Here is a 16717-nt window from a genome sequence, read left to right as displayed (position 1 = left end):
GCTCCGATGCCACGCCATGACCGTAGCCGAAAGTTGTCCAACAACTCAAGAGGTTGTCCGATAACTTGGTTCCCTCGCGCTCCCGCGCCGGGTCCGTCGCGGCAGGGGCGGAGCGGTGACGGGTGGCCGCGGCCGTGCTGATCGCGGTGGCGTCCGGGGGATTCCGGGCGGCACGACGAAGGGCCCCGACCGACATGTCGGGGGCCCTTCGCGGAGTGGAATCGGCTACTTCAGGACGCTCTTGACCTCGTCGTGGAAGCCCTTGGCCTCGGACGCGGGGCTGCCGCGGTCGAACTCGACGTTCTGGGCGTGGCGCTTCTGGATCTCCGGGCTCTGGCCGCCGCCCTGCGGCGGGACGACCGACGTCGGGCCGAGGTTGGGCTGGATCGCGTCCAGGTAGGCGACGACCTTCTTGTCGGAGTTGGTGTAGTTCGGGGCGATCGCCTCGCGGACCTTGAGGTTCGGCGGGAAGCCGCGCTCGGTGCCCATGATGGCGCCGGCCTCGGTGGAGTTGCTCAGGTAGTCGATGAACTTCTTCACCTCGTCGGCGTTCTTGGTGCGGGCCGAAGCGCTCCAGTACATGGCCGCCTTGTACCACAGGCCGGCGTCCTTCATCTGGCCGGTCGTGCTGGGCAGCGCCAGCAGCTTCAGGTCCTGGCCGGTGGCCTTGTCCATGGTGGTGAGCTGGTTGGACCACAGCGTGGCCATGCCGACCCGGTTGGTCGCCATCAGCGTCTGGTCCAGCGCCTTGCCCTCGTCCTCGGCCGTGACCGAGGCGCCGGCGAAGGTGCCGTCGTCCTGCAACTCCTTGAAGAAGGCGAAGAAGGGCGTGACGTCGTCGGCGGTGTAGCCCTGGCCCTCGGCCGTCCACTGCTCCTTGCCGTGCTGGCGCAGCCACGCCTTCAGGGTGGAGTCGACGCTCATCGGGTTGACCGAGCCCCAGGTCTGGCCACCGCCCTTGGCGCTGATCTGCTTGGCGATCGCGTGGAAGTCCTCCCACGTCCAGGTGGCGTCGTCGGGCAGGTCGACACCGGCGTCCGCGAACACCTTGGGGTTGGCCACCAGCGCGGGCGCGTTGACGCCGATGTTGATGCCGACGAGCTTGTCGCCGACCTCGCCCAGTTCGACGGTGCCCTCGGCGAAGTCGGCGGTGTTGATGCTGGACAGGTCCATCAGCGCGCCGCGCTTGCCGTACTCGGAGATGTACTTCTCGTCCATCTGGATCACGTCGGGCATGTCGTTGGCGGCGACCTGGGTCGCGACCTTGTCCCAGTAGCTGCCGCCGTCAGTCGGCTCGCCCTGGATGTCGACGTCGGGGTTGGCGGCCTCGTAGGCCTCAATCACCTGCGTGGTGATCTTGTTGCGGGTGTCGTTGCCCCACCAGGCGAACCGGATGACGGTCTTCTCGCCGGGCTGCTTGGACGCCTGGGGTGGGCCCCCGGCCGCGCAGCCGCTCAGCGCCAGCGAGGCGCCGAGCCCGAGAGCGACGGCCGAGAGGGCGAGCTTGGTGATCTGTGCCATGGTGCGGAGGGGGTCCCTTCATCACGGTGGGCCGCGTTGCCCGACACCCCAGCGTAACGCCGCTATGGAACCCGTGGCCGGTTGCCATGCCCTTGTTGCCACGGGTTTCATGCGGCGGACGGTCAGGCGAACTCGGTGAGCGGCCGCTCCTCGTCGGCCAGCGCGGACCCATCCACCGGACGCCGCGCGCGCAGGATCGCCTCGATCGCGTCCCCGTCGTCCCACACGTTGAGGTTCATCGCCGCCCGCGGGACGCCGTCGGCGTCCAGCCAGAACGTGATGCCGGCGTCCTCGGGCCCGCGCTGCACCAGCCGATGCGAGGCGGGGATCTCGCCGCGGAACTCCATGCCCCAGTCGTACTGGTCGGTGAAGAAGTACGGGATGTCGTCGAAGTCGGACGCGTCCCCGACCAGCGAGCGGGCCGCGAAGTCGGGCTCCTTCAGGGCGGCGGCCCAGTGCTGCAGCCGCTCGCGGTGTCCCAGGAACGTGTTCTCGACGTTGGCGATGTCGCCCACCGCGGTGATCGCCGGATCGCTCGAAACGAGCCCCGGGCCCACCAGGACGCCGTCGTCCAGGTCGACCCCGGCCAGGTCGGCGAGCTCGAGGCGCGGGTCGGCCCCCACGGCGATCAGCAGGTGGCCCCCGTCGATGGTCGTCCCGTCGGTGAGCGTGACGCCGGAGACCGGGCCGGTGTCGCCGTCCCCGTCCACACGGGCGACCTGGGCCGACAGCCGCAGGTCGACCCCGTGCTCGCGGTGGAGCCGGGCGAAGCGCTCGCCCCACTCGCGCCCGAGCGCTGGCAGGATCCGGTCGTCGCGCGCGATGACCGTCACCTCGGCTCCGAGGGTGCGGGCGCTGGCCGCGACCTCCAGCGAGATCCAGCCGCCGCCGATGATGAGCAGGCGCCGACCGTCCGCGGCCAGGGCGAGGATGGCCTCGCGCAGTTCGGTGGCCTCCTCGATCGTGCGCAGCGTCTGGACGCCGGGGCGCGCGATGCCGGGCAGGGGGAGCGAGCGGGGCCGCGAGCCGGTGGCCAGCACGAGCCCGTCGTAGCTGAGGTTCGTGCCGTCGGACAACTCCACGATGCGCTGTCCGGCGTCCACGGAGGTGGCGAAGGCGCCGAGCTTGAGGGTGATCTCGTTGTCGCGGTACCAGCCCGCGTCGAAGACGGTGGCGTCGGTCAGCGTCTTGGTGCCCTGCAGGAACTCCTTCGACAGCGGCGGCCGCTCGTAGGGGAGGTGCCGCTCTCCGCTGAGCAGCACGATCTCGGCCGAGCCGTCGAGATCCCTCAGGGCCTCGGCGGCCTTCGCGCCGCCCAGCCCGCCGCCGATGATCACGTATCGGGTCATGTCGCCTCCTGGCGTGTGCCGGCCCCGCCGGCTCCTCATGTTCGGATGCCCCGAGCCTAGGTCGATCCACCCCGCCGACCTAGTTGTCCAACAACTGCCGAACTTGTATGATGAATCGCGTCGACCAGGAAGGGGACCCCCATGGCCTTCGATCCCATCACGCACGTGACCCTGTCGCAGGTGATCCTGCCACTTCGCACGGCGATCAGCGACGCCAAGGTCTTCACCGGGCGCCAGCGTCCCATGACCGAGGTCGCCTTCCTGTTCTGCGAGATCGAGACGGCCCAGGGCCTGCAGGGCGTGGGCTTCAGCTACTCCAAGCGTGCCGGCGGCCCCGCCCAGTTCGCGCACGCCCGCGAGGTCGCCGAGCTCCTGATCGGTGAGAACCCCAGCGACATCCCGCGCGTCTACGACCGGCTGCTGTGGGCGGGGGCGTCCGTCGGGCGCTCCGGGGTGGCCACCCAGGCGCTGGCCGCGATCGACGTCTGCCTGTGGGATCTGAAGGCCAAGCGCGCGGGCCTGCCGCTGGCCGGCCTCATCGGCCCGTACCGCGACTCGGTGCGCACCTACAACACCTCCGGCGGCTTCCTGAACGCGCCGATCGAGCAGGTCTGCGAGAACGCGCAGCGCTCGCTGTCCGAAGGCATCGGCGGCATCAAGATCAAGGTCGGGCACCCCGACCACCGCGTCGACCTGGCCCGGCTCGAGGCCGTCCGCGCCGCCATCGGGGACGCCCCCCTGATGGTGGACGCCAACCAGCAGTGGGACCGCGCCACCGCACTGCGGATGGGCCGCCGCTTCGAGCCCTACGACCTGGTCTGGATCGAGGAGCCGCTGGACGCCTACGACGCCGAGGGCCACGCCGAGCTCGCCCGGCAGCTCGACACCCCGATCGCGACCGGCGAGATGCTGGCGAGCGTCGCCGAGCACGTCCGGCTCATCGAGGCGCGCGCCGCCGACATCATCCAGCCGGACGCCCCGCGCGTCGGCGGGATCACCCAGTTCCTGCGCCTGGCCACCCTCGCGGACGCCGCCGGTCTCGACCTCGCCCCCCACTTCGCCATGGAGATCCACCTGCACCTGGCGGCCTGCTACCCGCGCGAGCCCTGGGTGGAGCACTTCGACTGGCTCGACCCGCTGTTCAACGAGCGGCTGGAGACGCGCGACGGCCGCATGATCGTCCCCGAGCGTCCCGGCCTGGGCATCACGCTGAGCGAGCAGTGCCGCGCCTGGACGACCGCCACCGCCGAGTTCGGCGTCTCGGACCGGGTGCTGGTGTGAGCGGGGAGTCGCCGCGCGGGCTGGCCAGCGAGATCGCCGACGAACTGCGCGGCCGGATCCTGTCCGGGGCGATGCCAGCGGGCAGCCAGGTCCCGACCGAGGCCGCCCTCACCGAGGAGTTCGGCGTCAGCCGCACGGTCGTGCGCGAGGCGCTCCAGCAGCTGCGCGCGGGCGGGCTCGTGGAGAGCTTCCAGGGCCGCGGCAGCTTCGTGCTCTCCATCCCGGCCGAGCCGGGCGGAGGCCTGCTGGCGGGCGCCGCGTCCCGCCGCGACGTCGTGGACCTCATCGAGTACCGCATCGGGATCGAGTCCGAGGTGGCGGCGCACGCCGCGGCGCGGCGCTCGGCGTCCCAGCTCGCGGCGATCCACCGCGCCCTGGACGCCTTCGGCGCCGTGGCCGACGAGCCCGCCCGGGTCGTCCGCGCCGACTTCGCCTTCCACCTGGCGGTCGCCCAGGCCAGCAACAACCGGTTCTTCCTCGGCGCGCTGGAGGAGCTGGGGCCGCGCATGATCCTGCTGCAGCGCACCGGGCTGGACGAGCGCAGCGCGCTGACCTCGACCGCCCACCTGGGGACGGTGCTCGCCGAGCACGCCCAGGTCGCCGCCGCCATCGAGCGGTCCGACCCGCTGGCCGCGTCCGCCGCGATGCGGCTCCACCTGTCCAACTCGAAGGCGAGGCTCCGCCCATGACGTTCACGCCGCACGGGGCCATCCCCGCCCTGGTCACCCCACTGGACGAGGACGGCGAGCTCATGGAGCAGGGCCTGCGCGACGTGCTGGACCACGTCATCGCCGGCGGCGTCCACGGCGTGTTCGTGCTCGGGAGCTCCGGGGAGATCTACGGGCTCCACGCCGACCAGAAGCGCCGCGTGGTCGAGCTGACCGTCGAGCACGTGGCCGGCCGGGTGCCGGTCTACGCGGGCGCCAGCGAGATCACCACCCGCGACTGCGTCGCCACCGCCTCGATGGCGGAACGGGTCGGGGGAGTGGCCGCGCTGTCGGTGCTCACCCCCTATTTCATGACGCCGACCCAGGACGAGCTCGTGGACCACTACCGGGCCATCGCCGAGTCCACGTCGCTGCCGGTGATCCTCTACACCAACCCCGGACGCACCCACGTCGATCTCGAGCTGGACACGGTGCTGCGGCTGGCCCAGGTGCCCGGCATCGTCGGCCTCAAGGACTCCGCCGGGGACCTGGCGGCCACCCGGGCGCTGCTCGCCGCGCGGCCCGAGGGCTTCGCGGTGCTCATGGGGCGCGACACCCTCATCGAGCCGGCGCTGGCGGCCGGCGCGGAGGGCTGCATCGCGTCCACGGCCAACATCGCGCCCGCGCTGGTGGCGGGCATCTACGACGCGCATGTGGCCGGCGACCACGACCTGGCGCGCGCCCGGCAGGACGCGCTGACCCCGCTGCGCGAACTCCTGGACAAGGCGACCTTCCCCGTCGTCCTGAAGGAGGGGCTGCGCATGGCCGGGGTGGACGCCGGGCACTGCCTGGCCCCGGCCCGCGCCCTGTCCGAGCCCTGGCGCTCCCGGCTGCGCGACGTCGTCGCGGGCCTGGCCGACGCCCCCTGAGCCCGACCCGTCCTCGCCCGCGGCGCGGCCGCGGCCCCCACCCACTCACCCAAGGAGCACGCATCGTGAAGATCGGATTCATCGGACTCGGCATCATGGGACGCCCCATGGCCCACAACCTGCTCAAGGCCGGCCACGCGCTCACCGTGACCACCTCCAGCGAGGCCAAGGCCGCCGAGTTCGCGGAGGCGGGCGCGGCCGTGGTCGCCACGCCGCGGGAGGTCGCCGCGGCGTCCGAGGTGGTCATCACGATGCTGCCGAACACCCCCGACGTCCGCGAGGTCGCCCTCGGCGAGGACGGGATCGCGGCGGGGGCGTCCGAGGGCTGGTGCTGGTCGACATGAGCTCCATCGCGCCCGGCGGGGCCAGGGAGATCGGCGAGGCGCTGGCCGCCCGCGGCGTCACCATGCTGGACGCCCCCGTCTCCGGCGGCGAGCCCGGCGCGGTCGCGGGCACGCTGGCGATCATGGTCGGCGGCGATGAGGCCACGTTCGAGCGGCTGCGGCCCGTGCTGCTGCAGGTGGGCGCCTCCGCCACCCGCGTCGGTCCGCTGGGGCCGGAAACGTCGCCAAGTTGGCCAACCAGGCGATCGTGGCCGTCAACATCGCGGTGCTGGGCGAGGCGCTCGTGCTCGCCGAGCGCGCGGGGGTGGACCCGGCGGCGGTGCTGGACGCCATCGGCGGCGGGCTGGCGGGCTCGAACGTGATGAAGGCCAAGGGCCCGATGATGCTCGCGGGCGGCTTCGACCCGGGCTTCCGCGTGGAATTGCACGCCAAGGACCTCGACAATGCCCTGGCGACCGGCCACGAGACGGCGACCCCGCTGCCGCTCACCGCGGCGGTGCGCGAGATGCTCGCCGGGCTGGCGGCCCGCGGTCTGTCCGACCGGGACCACTCCGCCCTGGTCACCCACCACGAGGCCCTGAGCGGGACGACGCTGCGCCGCTGAGGCCGCGGCGGTCACGCCGGCCGCGCGACCGCGCGGGGCCTGCAGAAACTCAATGTTCACGCAGTCACCGACGCGCGGGAGCGCATCGCCCCTTGTCGGCATCCCGGCGTGCAGGCGCGAGTGCGCGATCCTTGATTTTTCGCCGTCGACACCTTCTCGCCACCGGGCGAGTCACCCGATCCGCTCTCACACCAGGCCGACCGGTCCTCGAGGCCGGGGCGGGCATGCGCGACCGCCCCGGGGGAGACAACTCAGGCGGGGAGGAAGTCCTCGCGCTGCGGGGTGAAGACGTCCACCAGCACCGTGTCGGCGTGGATGATGACGCCGTGCGGGACGTTCGAGGGCACGTAGTAGGACGCACCCGCGGTGAGGTGCTCGTCCTCCTTGCCCTCCATCAGCAGCGTCAGGTCGCCGGAGACGACGTAGCCGACCTGCTCGTGCGGGTGGTGGTGCACCGGCGCGACGGTGCCGGCGGTGAACGTGAACTCCACCACCATCATCGAGCCGCCATGGCTCAGCAGCCGGCGCTGCGCGCCCTCGGGGTGGTAACGGGCGCGACGTCGGCGCTGCGGGCGATGATCTGCATGGATCCTCCTGTGGGTCGGTGGGGGCGGTCGGCGACGGGGCGCGCCCGCACGGGGTGCGCCCCACCGCTCAGCCGATGTTCTTGTTCTCGCGGTAGGTCCGCCAGGTGTTCTCGAACGCCTCGGCGTGCTCGGGGATCGGGCGACGCTCCCGCCACGTGAACTCGGGGTCGGCGGCGCCGTCCCAGCTCGTCACCTGGATGACGTCGTCCAGCTTGCCCGCGTCCAGCCGCAGCCGGAACAGCTCCGGCAGGGCCGCGCTGACGCTCGCGTCCACGACCGGCAGATCGCCCTCGGCGTCGGTGTAGAGCACCGACCCGCGCGACAGGCCGCCGCTGGCGACGTAGTGCTCCATCGCGTTGAGGTAGACGTACTGGCTCGTCAGGATGTCGCGGATCAGGAACAGCCGGCTCACCGAGCGGCGGCTGTCCAGGTCGGCGGCGATCGTCGCCTCGTAGCCGGCCAGCAGGGCGGTGATCTCCTCGCGCGCCTGCGCGACGGACTCCCGCGACCGGACCACGCCGGCCTTGTCGCTCATCAGGCGGCGGATGCGGGTGAGCAGTTCGTCGGTGCCGTCGGTGCCGGACGCGGCGCGCGCACCCGCCTCCTTCAGCAGGGACGCCGCCCGCTCGGCGACCGGCGCCGCCGCCGAGGCGAAGGTGCCCTCGTCGACGGGGTCCTCGGTGCGCGCCTGCGCGATGTAGGACGCCGCCCGCGTCGCGCCGACCTGGCCCGAGTTCAGCGCCGCCCCGCCGGGGCGGTAGACGCCGTGGGCGCCGGCCGCCTCGCCGACGGGGAAGAAGCCCGCCAGGTTCGACTGCCACCACTGGTCGACCTCGAGGCCACCGTTGTTGTGCTGCGCGCACACCGCGACCTCGAGCATGTCCGTCTCGAGGTCCACGCCGGGGTTGCGCTGCAGGTAGAACTCGTAGGCGGGCCGGTTCATGTGCTGCAGCCGCTCGATCGGCGTGCTGTCGCCCAGCCCGGTGACGCCGGTGGCGTCGAGGTAGGCCCGCGCCTCGTCGGACAGCTTCGAGGCGTCGAAGTGCTCCTCGGCGGGGTTGGCCCGGAAGTCGAGCCAGACCCGGCGGCCGCGGAGCTTGGTCTCCTGGTACACCAGCAGGTCGATGAGCGAGCTGCCCTCGGGCGCCTTGCGGACGTCGAAGGGCCACTGGTAGCCCTTGAGGAAGATCCGGGTGAGCTGATCGCCGTAGTCGGGCAGGAACTCGCCCAGGAACTCGCGGGCGTCCCCGCCGTCGGCGTCGGTCGACACGAACCGGGGGAGTGCCTGCATGTAGGTGCCGGACACGTTCCAGCGCGGGTGGATCGAGGCGAGCCCGAACTGCCACTCGGTCAGGTTCTTGCCGTGGACGCCGGCGCGCAGCGCGGCGCCGTTGGCGCCCCACTGGCCGTTGGGGTACACCGAGTCGGCGTACATGCCGGCCGGCCCGCCCGTGGCGTAGACGAGGTTGGTGCAGCGCAGCAGCAGGAAGCGGCTGGGATGGTCGGCTCCGACGTCGAGCCGGACGCACAGCAGCCCCACGACCGCCCCGTCCTCCACGACCAGGTCGACGACGCGGCACAGGTCCAGCACGGGGATGCCATGGCCGTCCTTGACCCGGCCCTCGAGCTTCTCCACCATCGTGCGGGAGGTGTAGGGGCCCACCGAGGTGGCCCGCTGCCGCGGGTCGTGGTCGGTCTTGTAGCCGACGTACTCGCCCGAGGCGTTGTGCGGGAACGGGACGCCGGACTCCACCAGGTGGAAGAACGCGCGCGGCGACCAGGCGGCCTCGGCCAGCGCGATGTCGCCGTCCATCGAGCCGCCGGAGAACAGGGTCTCGGCCATCTCGCGCACCGAGTCCGGCTCGGCGCCGGCCAGCGTCAGCTTGTAGTAGGTCTGCTTGTCCGACCCGGCGTTGCGGGACGCGCCCGCCCGCCGCTTGTCGGTGACCATCACGACGTCCTTTTGGCCCAGCATCACCAGGCGGTCCGCGGCGCAGTAGCCGGCGGCACCGGTGCCGACCACGACGGTGTTCGCCGTCACGATCGGGATGGACTGGCCGTCCACCTGCAGGTGGCCGGTGGCGTGCTGGTCGATCCAGGTCGACTGATCCATGTCACTCACCTCACAGGGTCTTGATCTGCATGCCTCCGCCGACGGTGATGACGTCGCCGGTGGAGTAGGGCATCCTGCCCGCGGTCAGCTGGACGACGGCGCCGCCGACGTCGCTGGGGTAGCCCCAGCGCGGCATGGGGACCGCGCCCGAGGCGAACAGGGCGTCGTACTTGGCCGTGACGCCCGCGGTCATGTCGGTCGCGATGACGCCGGGGCGCACCTCGTAGACGACGATGCCCTCGGGGGCCAGCCGGACGGCCCACAGCTGGGTCGCCATGCCGACGCCCGCCTTGGACAGGCAGTACTCGCCCCGGTTGATCGAGATGGTGTCGGCGCTGATCGACGACACGTTCACGATGGTGCCGCGGACACCCTCGCCGGGGGCGTCCTGCGCGATCATCGCGCGGGCGACGCGCTGGGTGAGGAAGTACGGGCCGCGCAGGTTGATGTCCATGACGCGGTCGTAGCTCTCGGGGGTCGCCTCCAGGATGTCGGCGCGCTCGGCCGGCGCGACGCCGGCGTTGTTGACCAGGGCGTCGATCCGGCCCCACTGCGCCAGCGTCTCGGCGACGAAGCGCTCGTGGGCGTCCAGGTCGGCGACGCTGCCCTGGGTGTAGCGGACCTCGCCGAGCTCGCCGAGCTCGGCCAGGACGTCCTCGGGGGCCGGCCGGGTGGCCATGATGGCCACCCGCCAGCCCTCGGCGAGCAGCGCCTCGGTGATGCCGCGGCCGATGCCGCGGTTGCCTCCGGTGACGAGGGCGACCTTCTTCACAGCAGTGTTCTCCTCAGCGTTGCTCATGTGATGGTTCCTTCCGGTCAGCGATCGACGCGGGCGCTGCCGCCGCCGGCGAGCTTGATCACCTCGGCCTTGGTGGCCATCGTGGTGTCGCCCGGGGTGGTCATGGCGAGCGCGCCGTGGGCGGCGCCGTACTCCAGCGCCGTCTGCAGCGGCTGGCCGTCCAGCAGGCCGAAGATCAGGCCGGAGGCGAACGAGTCGCCGCCGCCGACGCGGTCGAAGATCTCCAGGTCGGGGCGCTGCGTCGACTGCAGGACGCCCGTCTCGGCCGACCAGGCGATGGCCGCCCAGTCGTTGATCGTGGCGGACTTCACGCTGCGCATCGTCGTGCCGATCACCTGGAAGTTCGGGTAGGTGGCGGCGGCGTTCTGGATCATGTTGGCGAAGCTCTCCAGCGGCAGCTCGGTGAGGTGCTCGTCCACGCCCTCGATCTCGAGGCCGAGGCTGGCGGTGAAGTCCTCCTCGTTGCCGATCATCACGTCGATGTAGGGCGCGATGGTGGTGTTGACCTCGCGCGCCTTCTCCAGGCCGCCGATCGACTTCCACAGGCTGGGACGGTAGTTCAGGTCGTAGCTGACGACGGTGCCGTACTTCTTGGCGGCCTTCACCGCGGCGATGACGGTCTCGGCCGTGGCCTCCGACAGGGCGGCGTAGATGCCGCCGGTGTGCAGCCAGCGCACGCCCAGCTTCCCGAACAGGTGGTCCCAGTCCACATCCTCGGGACGCAGCTGCGAGGCGGCGGTGTTGCCGCGGTCGGACACGCCGACGGCACCCCGGACGCCGAAGCCGCGCTCGGTGAAGTTGAGGCCGTTGCGGACGTTGCGGCCGATGCCGTCGGATTCGCGCCACACGATGTGGCGGGCGTCCACGCCGCCGGCCAGGATCATGTTCTCGATCAGGCGACCGACCTCGTTGTCCACCAGCGCGGTGACGACGCCGGCGCGCAGCCCGAACGCGCGCGACATGCCGCGGGCGACGTTGTACTCGCCGCCGCCCTCCCAGGCCTCGAAGCGGCGGGCGGTGCGGATGCGGCCCTCGCCCGGATCCAGGCGGAGCATCACCTCGCCCAGCGACACGATGTCGTAGGTGCACTCCTCAGCGGGACGCAGGGTGATCGACATGGTTCAGGCCTCCTTGGTGGAACGGACGAGTTCGACGGCCTCGCGGGTGAGGCGCTCGATGGTGGCGAAGTCCCCGGCCTTCACGGCGTCGCGGGGGCACATCCACGACCCGCCGCAGGCGGCGATCGCCGGCACGGCGAGGTAGTCGGCCAGGTTCTTGGGGCCGACGCCGCCGGTGGGCACGAAGGTGATGTCGGGGAACGGCGCGGCGAGCGCCTTGATCGCGGCGACGCCGCCGGAGGTCTCGGCCGGGAAAAACTTCACGGTGTCCAGCCCCAGTTCGGTGGCGGCCAGGATCTCGGTGGCGGTCACGGTGCCGGGCAGCACCGGGACGCCGCGGTCCTGCGCCCGGCGCACGACGGCCGCGCTCAGCCCGGCGGACACGATGTACTTCGCGCCGGCGTCGACGGCCTGGTCGACCTGCTCGGCGGTGCGGACGGTGCCCGCGCCGACGAGGATGTCGGGGTTGGTAGCCATGCGGGCGATCGCCTCCGCGGCGGCGGCGGTGCGGAACGTCACCTCGGCGACTGGCAGGCCGCCGGCGACGAGCGCCTCGGCCAGGCCCAGGGCGCTGTCCGCGTCGTCGATGACGACGACCGGGACGAGCGAGTGGGTGACGATGGGGGACAGACGTGCGTCCATCAGTGAGGTCCTCTCGACGACGGGAAGCGCTTTCCCTGAAACACTATCAGGGAACGTGATGCGGTGGAAGATTCGGGGCAACGGCAGCCGCGGCCCGCGGTTTCCGGAGCCGGATCGCCGCGTCAGCGCACCAGGCAGGGGCGCTTGTTGTCGAAGACCCAGCCGGGAACAAGGTACTGCATGGTGAGGGCGTCGTCCCGGGTGCCCAGCGCCTTCTCCCGGTGGAGGGTGTGGGCCGCCTCCAGCCGGGCGCGGTCGATCCGGACGCCGAGCCCCGGGCCGCCGACGGCGACGCGGCCGTCCACGATCCGCGGCGGCTCGACGGTCAGCCGCTCGATGCCCTCCTGCCAGATCCAGTGCGTGTCGAGGGCGTTGTACTCCCCGGGCGCCGCCGCGCCGCAGTGCGCGACCATCGCCAGCGAGATGTCGAAGTGGTTGTTGGAGTGGCAGCCCCAGGTGAGCCCGAGCCCGTGGCACAGCTGGGCCACCCGCACCGAGCCGCGCATGGTCCAGAAATGCGGATCCGCGAGCGGGATGTCCACGGACTGCAGCGCCAGCGAGCTGGCGAGCTGCCGCCAGTCCGTGGCGACCATGTTGGTCGCGGTCCGCAGCCCCGTGGCGCGGCGGAACTCGGCCAGGACCTCGCGCCCCGAGAACCCGCCCTCGGCGCCGCAGGGGTCCTCGGCGTAGGCCAGCACGTCGAGCAGCGGCCGGCACAGCTGGACGGCCTCGGCGAGCGACCAGGCGCCGTTGGGGTCCAGGGTAATGCGCGCGTCCGGGAAGCGGCTCTTCAGGGCGCGGACCGCCGCGACCTCCTCCTCGCCGGGCAGGACGCCGCCCTTGAGCTTGAAGTCGGCGAACCCGTAGAGGTCGTGCGCCGCCTCGCCGAGCGCCACGATGGCCTCCGGCGTCAGGGCCTCCTCGTGCCGCAGCCGGTACCAGGGGTGCGCGGCGTCCGGTTCGCGCAGGTAGTCCAGGTCGGTGCGGTCGGGGTCGCCGAGGTAGAACAGGTAGCCCAGCACGCGGACCGCGTCGCGCTGCTGGCCGTCGCCCAGCAGGGCGGCGACCGGGACGCCGAGGTGCTGGCCGAGCAGATCGAGGTAGGCCGACTCCAGCGCCGTCACGGCGTGCACCGTGGTGCGCAGGTCGAAGGTCTGCAGCCCCCGCCCGCCCGCGTCCCGGTCGGCGAACCGCTCGCCCACCCGCCGCAGCACGTTCGCGAACTCGCCGACGCCCGACCCCTCGACCAGGGCGAACGCCTCCTGGATCGTCGCGGTGATCGCGGCGCCGCCCGGCACCTCGCCGAGGCCCTCGCGGCCCTCGGAGTCGGTCAGGATCACCACGTTCCGCGTGAAGTACGGGCCGTGGGCGCCGGAGAGGTTCAGCTCCATCGAGTCGCGTCCGGCGACCGGGTACACCTCGGCCGCCACGATGGTCGGGGATGCCACGAACACCTCCTGGTCGGGTCCCCGCGGCGTCGGGCGCCGGGGGAGCGTGGGTCGGTCAGTCCACCTCGCCGGAGGTACCCAGCAGCTCACGGACGCGTCCGGTGAGCCGCTGGAACTCCGGGTCGGCCATGGTGTCGCCGTAGTCGCGCACGCGCGGCAGGGCGATGTCGAGCTGCTCCAGGATCCGGCCGGGGCGCGGGCTCATGATGACGACGCGGTTCGCCAGGTAGATCGCCTCGGGCACCGAGTGGGTGACGAGCAGCACGGTGACCCCGGTCTGCTCCCAGATCCGGTGCAGTTCGAGGTTCATCCGCTCGCGGGTGAGGGCGTCCAGGGCGCCGAACGGCTCGTCCATCAACAGCACCTGCGGCTCGTGCAGCAGGGCGCGGCACAGCGCGACGCGCTGCTGCATGCCGCCGGAGAGCTCGTGCGGGTAGGCCCGCTCGAAGCCCTGCAGTCCGGTCAGCTCGATCAGATCCGTCGCCTTGCCCCGGTAGGCCGAGCGCGGCAGCCCCCGCATCTCGCCCTGCAGCCAGATGTTCTGCTCGACGGTGCGCCACTCCAGCAGCGCGGGCCGCTGGAACACGAAGCCGACGTCGTTGCGGGGACCCGTCACCGGCGTCCCGTTGAGGGTGATCGACCCGGCGCTGGGCTTGACCAGGCCGGCGACCGCCTTCAGGAACGTCGACTTGCCGCAGCCCGAGGGGCCGGCGATCGAGACGAACTCGCCCGGCTCGACGCTCAGCGTGACGTCGCGCAGGGCCGGCACCTGGGCGGCTTTGGTGGCGAACGTCACGCTGACGCCGGACGCGTCCACCGTGAGGGGTCGGGCGTCGCTCATGCGGTCGGCTGGAACGACGCGTCGAAGTAGGTCGAGGCCGGCTTGACCCCGCCGATCAGGCCGGCGTCGGCCAGCACCTTGATCGTGGCGTCCCAGTCGGACGCGGCGTTGGTGCCGGGCGCCTTGCCCTTCGTGGCGTCGGTGCTGAGCAGCTTGATCGTCTCGGTCCACTGCTGGGTGAGGACGGGCAGCGCCGGCATCTGCGGGTCCTTGCCCTCCATCGACTTCGCGGCCGCGTCGACGTCCTTGGCGGCGGCGGCGTACGCCTCCGAGGTGGCGGCGACCATGGCCTTGACGAGTTCCGGCTTGGAGCTGATGGTCTCGGGGTTCACGATCAGGCCGTTGGAGAAGTAGTTCAACCCGACGTCGGAGTAGCGCAGGTAGGTCATCGGCTTGCCCGACTTCGCGGCGATCGTCGGGCCCTGGTCGTGGGCGAAGCCGATGAGCCCGTCCACCTGGCCGGCGAGCACCGCGGAGATCTTGCCCGCGGCGTCCAGGTTCTGGGTCTGGACGTCGGTGGGCTGCAACCCGGCCTTCTTCAGGTAGGTCGGGAACATGACGGTGGGGGCGTCGCCCGCGGACACCGCGATGGTCTTGCCCTTGAGATCGGCCGGCGTCTTGACGCCCTTCTCCTCGAAGAGCTGCACCGAGGACGGGGTGGTCTGCAGGAAGACGCCGACGCTGCGCGCCTTGACGCCCTTGTCGATGTTGCTCAGGACGGCCGGGGTGTCGGCCCAGCCGAACATCACCTGGTTGCCGCCGACGGCCTGCACCGTCTTGGTCGACCCCTGCCCGGCCTGGATCTTCAGGTCGATGCCGTGTCGGGCGAAGATGCCCTTCTCGACCCCGTAGTAGAAGCCGGCGTGCTCGCCGTAGGGGTACCAGTTGAGCATGAGGGTCACCGGGGTGGGGGCGGCGCCCGCGGTGGAGCCGCCGGTGGGGGCCGGTGCGGCCGTGGGGCCCGTGGAGCAGCCGGCCGCCGCGAGGGCGACGGTGGCGCCGAGGCCGGCGAGGAATCCCTTGCGCGAAATGGACATGATGTTCGCCTTTCAGAATTGGACGGTGGCGGCGGGTGCATTGCGGAAGCTGGAGTGCCAGGGGATCACCAGGCGCTCGATCAGCTCGATGACCGCGAACATCGCCACGCCGAGCAGCGACATGATGATGAGCGCGACGAAGAGGGTGGCGGTGTCGATGTTGCCGTTGGCCTGCAGGATGACGTACCCCAGGCCGGAGTTGGCGCCGACGAACTCCCCGACCACGGCGCCGGTGACCGCCAGCGTCGCGGCCACCTTGAGGCCGCTGAAGAGCTGGGGGAGCGAGGCGGGGAACCGGATCTTGCTGAACACCTTCCAGTTGCTGGCGCCCATGGTGTCGGCCAGTTCGAGCATCTCCCGGTCCACGGACTTCAGGCCGGCCAGGCCGGAGATCACGACCGGGAAGAACGCCATGAGGACGGCGACGACGACCTTGGGGGCCAGCCCGAAGCCCAGCCAGACGATGAACAGCGGCGCGATGGCGATTTTCGGGATCACCTGCGCGAACAGGACGATGGGGTAGAGGGTGCGCTCGATGGGGCGCGAGTAGACCATCGCGATCGCGACGACCTCGCCGATGATCGCGGCGATCACGAAGCCGAGCAGCGTCTCGATCGTGGTGACGCCGGTGTGCTGGGCGAAGTAGGGGACGTTCTTGGCGAACGCCGCCCAGGTGTCGCCGGGGGACGGGATGAGGAAGGCGGGCACAAGTCCGGCGGCCGTGACGGCCCACCAGAGCACGAAGACGGCCACGCCGAAGGCCAGCGGTGGCCAGCCCTCGCGCAGGCGTCGGGTCCAGGACTTCCTCTGCGCCATGCGCTCCCCCATGCGTCGTTGCGTGCGTCGCATTCAAGGTAAGCGGTTGCCGAAACGCAAGTCAAAGGAATCGTCGAGGTGTTGGGGAATCGTGACCTGCGGAAATGGGCTGAATGCGATTCTTGTCCGGGCGACGGGAAGCCGTCGCCGATTCAGCCGCGGTCGGCCCAGGCCAGCCGTGGGGCGGCGAGTTCGTCCCAGCCGCCGTCGAAGTCGATGCGGGCGACGGTCGCCGTGGGGTAGTGCGACCGCACCAGCGCGATGGCGTCGGGGTCGCTGCCGGGGCCGGTGAGCTCGTCCACGAGCGCCGGGACGCCGGGGGCGTGCGCCACGAGCGCGGCCACCGTCACGCCTTCGTCCAGGTCGGCCAGCGCGCGCAGGATCCCGAGCGTGGAGGCGTTGTAGAGCTCGTCGAGCGGCTCGACCCGGGCGGGCAGCGCCATGCCACGGGCCGTCTGGAGCGCGCGGTCGGCCGAGGACGCCAGCACCACCTCGACGCCGGCGTCGGCGAGCAGTTCGCCGAGCCGAGCGGCCTGGGCGAGCCCCTCGTCGGTGAGGATGCGGCCGTGGTCGCCGCGTCCGCGTCCGGTGAACTCGGCCTCGCCGTGGCGGATGAGGAAGACGCTCTTCATGCCGCCAAC

Annotated in this window: 15 protein-coding genes and 2 pseudogenes; 5 read left to right on the top strand and 12 right to left on the bottom strand. The window is 71.7% G+C overall.

All coding sequences use genetic code 11. The annotated features are described in order from the left end of the window. Positions 1-225: 225 nt before the first annotated feature. Together G7070_RS00720 and G7070_RS00715 are read right to left on the bottom strand one after the other, a co-directional pair. Entirely contained in the window at positions 226-1521 is a 1296-nt protein-coding gene (locus G7070_RS00720; protein ID WP_166231033.1) for an ABC transporter substrate-binding protein, read from the bottom strand. 122 nt (positions 1522-1643) lie between these two features. Further along, positions 1644-2870, bottom strand: coding sequence for an NAD(P)/FAD-dependent oxidoreductase (locus tag G7070_RS00715; RefSeq protein ID WP_166231031.1), 1227 nt, complete (start codon positions 2868-2870; stop codon positions 1644-1646). A 141-nt stretch (positions 2871-3011) separates the two neighbouring features. Here G7070_RS00715 and G7070_RS00710 point away from each other — a divergent pair, with 141 nt between their 5' ends. The 5 genes and pseudogenes from G7070_RS00710 to G7070_RS19500 form a co-directional block, all read left to right on the top strand. Next, entirely contained in the window at positions 3012-4151 is a 1140-nt protein-coding gene (locus G7070_RS00710) for an L-talarate/galactarate dehydratase (RefSeq protein ID WP_166231029.1), read from the top strand. After that, entirely contained in the window at positions 4148-4840 is a 693-nt protein-coding gene (locus G7070_RS00705; protein WP_246227201.1) for a FadR/GntR family transcriptional regulator, read from the top strand. The genes G7070_RS00710 and G7070_RS00705 overlap by 4 nt, the downstream gene beginning before the upstream one ends. Beyond that, positions 4837-5727 carry a dihydrodipicolinate synthase family protein gene (locus tag G7070_RS00700; protein WP_166231027.1) on the top strand — a complete coding sequence of 297 codons (891 nt, stop codon included), beginning with the start codon at positions 4837-4839 and terminating at the stop codon, positions 5725-5727. The genes G7070_RS00705 and G7070_RS00700 overlap by 4 nt, the downstream gene beginning before the upstream one ends. Positions 5728-5792: 65 nt before the next feature. Continuing rightward, a pseudogene (locus tag G7070_RS19510) lies at positions 5793-6211 on the top strand (NAD(P)-binding domain-containing protein); the annotation flags it as partial. Positions 6212-6291: 80 nt separating this feature from the next. After that, positions 6292-6675 (top strand): annotated as a pseudogene (locus tag G7070_RS19500) (NAD-binding protein); the annotation flags it as partial. 251 nt (positions 6676-6926) lie between these two features. On the opposite strand, the gene G7070_RS00690 reads toward G7070_RS19500, so the two are convergent. The 10 genes from G7070_RS00690 to G7070_RS00645 form a co-directional block, all read right to left on the bottom strand. After that, positions 6927-7175 carry a cupin domain-containing protein gene (locus tag G7070_RS00690; RefSeq protein ID WP_166231025.1) on the bottom strand — a complete coding sequence of 83 codons (249 nt, stop codon included), beginning with the start codon at positions 7173-7175 and terminating at the stop codon, positions 6927-6929. Between the two features lie 154 nt (positions 7176-7329). Further along, positions 7330-9375, bottom strand: a complete 2046-nt coding sequence (locus G7070_RS00685; RefSeq protein WP_166231023.1) for an FAD-binding protein — start codon at positions 9373-9375, stop codon at positions 7330-7332. A 10-nt stretch (positions 9376-9385) separates the two neighbouring features. Continuing rightward, positions 9386-10174: a 3-ketoacyl-ACP reductase gene (locus G7070_RS00680; RefSeq protein ID WP_246227200.1), complete on the bottom strand. Its 789-nt coding sequence runs from the start codon at positions 10172-10174 to the stop codon at positions 9386-9388. A gap of 17 nt (positions 10175-10191) precedes the next feature. Continuing rightward, complete coding sequence (locus G7070_RS00675; protein WP_166231021.1) at positions 10192-11292, bottom strand: sugar kinase; 1101 nt, start codon at positions 11290-11292, stop codon at positions 10192-10194. A gap of 3 nt (positions 11293-11295) precedes the next feature. After that, positions 11296-11937, bottom strand: coding sequence for a bifunctional 4-hydroxy-2-oxoglutarate aldolase/2-dehydro-3-deoxy-phosphogluconate aldolase (gene eda / locus G7070_RS00670; protein ID WP_206080050.1), 642 nt, complete (start codon positions 11935-11937; stop codon positions 11296-11298). 119 nt (positions 11938-12056) lie between these two features. Beyond that, on the bottom strand, positions 12057-13382 hold the full coding sequence (locus tag G7070_RS00665) for an enolase C-terminal domain-like protein (protein ID WP_166231017.1): 1326 nt from the start codon (positions 13380-13382) through the stop codon (positions 12057-12059). A 55-nt stretch (positions 13383-13437) separates the two neighbouring features. Further along, complete coding sequence (locus G7070_RS00660; RefSeq protein ID WP_166231015.1) at positions 13438-14223, bottom strand: ABC transporter ATP-binding protein; 786 nt, start codon at positions 14221-14223, stop codon at positions 13438-13440. Then, complete coding sequence (locus G7070_RS00655) at positions 14220-15260, bottom strand: ABC transporter substrate-binding protein (RefSeq protein ID WP_166231013.1); 1041 nt, start codon at positions 15258-15260, stop codon at positions 14220-14222. Before G7070_RS00655 ends, G7070_RS00660 begins: the two co-directional genes overlap by 4 nt. Positions 15261-15272: 12 nt before the next feature. Beyond that, on the bottom strand, positions 15273-16076 hold the full coding sequence (locus G7070_RS00650) for an ABC transporter permease (RefSeq protein WP_206079870.1): 804 nt from the start codon (positions 16074-16076) through the stop codon (positions 15273-15275). A gap of 152 nt (positions 16077-16228) precedes the next feature. After that, positions 16229-16708 carry a SixA phosphatase family protein gene (locus G7070_RS00645; RefSeq protein WP_166231009.1) on the bottom strand — a complete coding sequence of 160 codons (480 nt, stop codon included), beginning with the start codon at positions 16706-16708 and terminating at the stop codon, positions 16229-16231. Positions 16709-16717: the final 9 nt, after the last annotated feature.

The sequence above is a fragment of the Propioniciclava coleopterorum genome, assembly GCF_011393335.1.
Lineage (GTDB): Bacteria > Actinomycetota > Actinomycetes > Propionibacteriales > Propionibacteriaceae > Propioniciclava > Propioniciclava coleopterorum.
Note: the sequence above shows the minus strand (reverse complement) of the source record. Positions and strands in the feature narration are given on the sequence as shown.

What these genes read in the sequence shown, in the direction of transcription:
- G7070_RS00720 (WP_166231033.1), bottom strand. Translation starts at nt 1,521, where the DNA reads ATGGCACAGATCACCAAGCTCGCCCTCTCGGCCGTCGCTCTCGGGCTC.
- G7070_RS00715 (WP_166231031.1), bottom strand. Translation starts at nt 2,870, where the DNA reads ATGACCCGATACGTGATCATCGGCGGCGGGCTGGGCGGCGCGAAGGCC.
- G7070_RS00710 (WP_166231029.1), top strand. Translation starts at nt 3,012, where the DNA reads ATGGCCTTCGATCCCATCACGCACGTGACCCTGTCGCAGGTGATCCTG.
- G7070_RS00700 (WP_166231027.1), top strand. Translation starts at nt 4,837, where the DNA reads ATGACGTTCACGCCGCACGGGGCCATCCCCGCCCTGGTCACCCCACTG.
- G7070_RS00690 (WP_166231025.1), bottom strand. Translation starts at nt 7,175, where the DNA reads ATGATGGTGGTGGAGTTCACGTTCACCGCCGGCACCGTCGCGCCGGTG.
- G7070_RS00685 (WP_166231023.1), bottom strand. Translation starts at nt 9,375, where the DNA reads ATGGATCAGTCGACCTGGATCGACCAGCACGCCACCGGCCACCTGCAG.
- G7070_RS00680 (WP_246227200.1), bottom strand. Translation starts at nt 10,174, where the DNA reads ATGAGCAACGCTGAGGAGAACACTGCTGTGAAGAAGGTCGCCCTCGTC.
- G7070_RS00675 (WP_166231021.1), bottom strand. Translation starts at nt 11,292, where the DNA reads ATGTCGATCACCCTGCGTCCCGCTGAGGAGTGCACCTACGACATCGTG.
- G7070_RS00660 (WP_166231015.1), bottom strand. Translation starts at nt 14,223, where the DNA reads ATGAGCGACGCCCGACCCCTCACGGTGGACGCGTCCGGCGTCAGCGTG.
- G7070_RS00655 (WP_166231013.1), bottom strand. Translation starts at nt 15,260, where the DNA reads ATGTCCATTTCGCGCAAGGGATTCCTCGCCGGCCTCGGCGCCACCGTC.
- G7070_RS00650 (WP_206079870.1), bottom strand. Translation starts at nt 16,076, where the DNA reads ATGGCGCAGAGGAAGTCCTGGACCCGACGCCTGCGCGAGGGCTGGCCA.
- G7070_RS00645 (WP_166231009.1), bottom strand. Translation starts at nt 16,708, where the DNA reads ATGAAGAGCGTCTTCCTCATCCGCCACGGCGAGGCCGAGTTCACCGGA.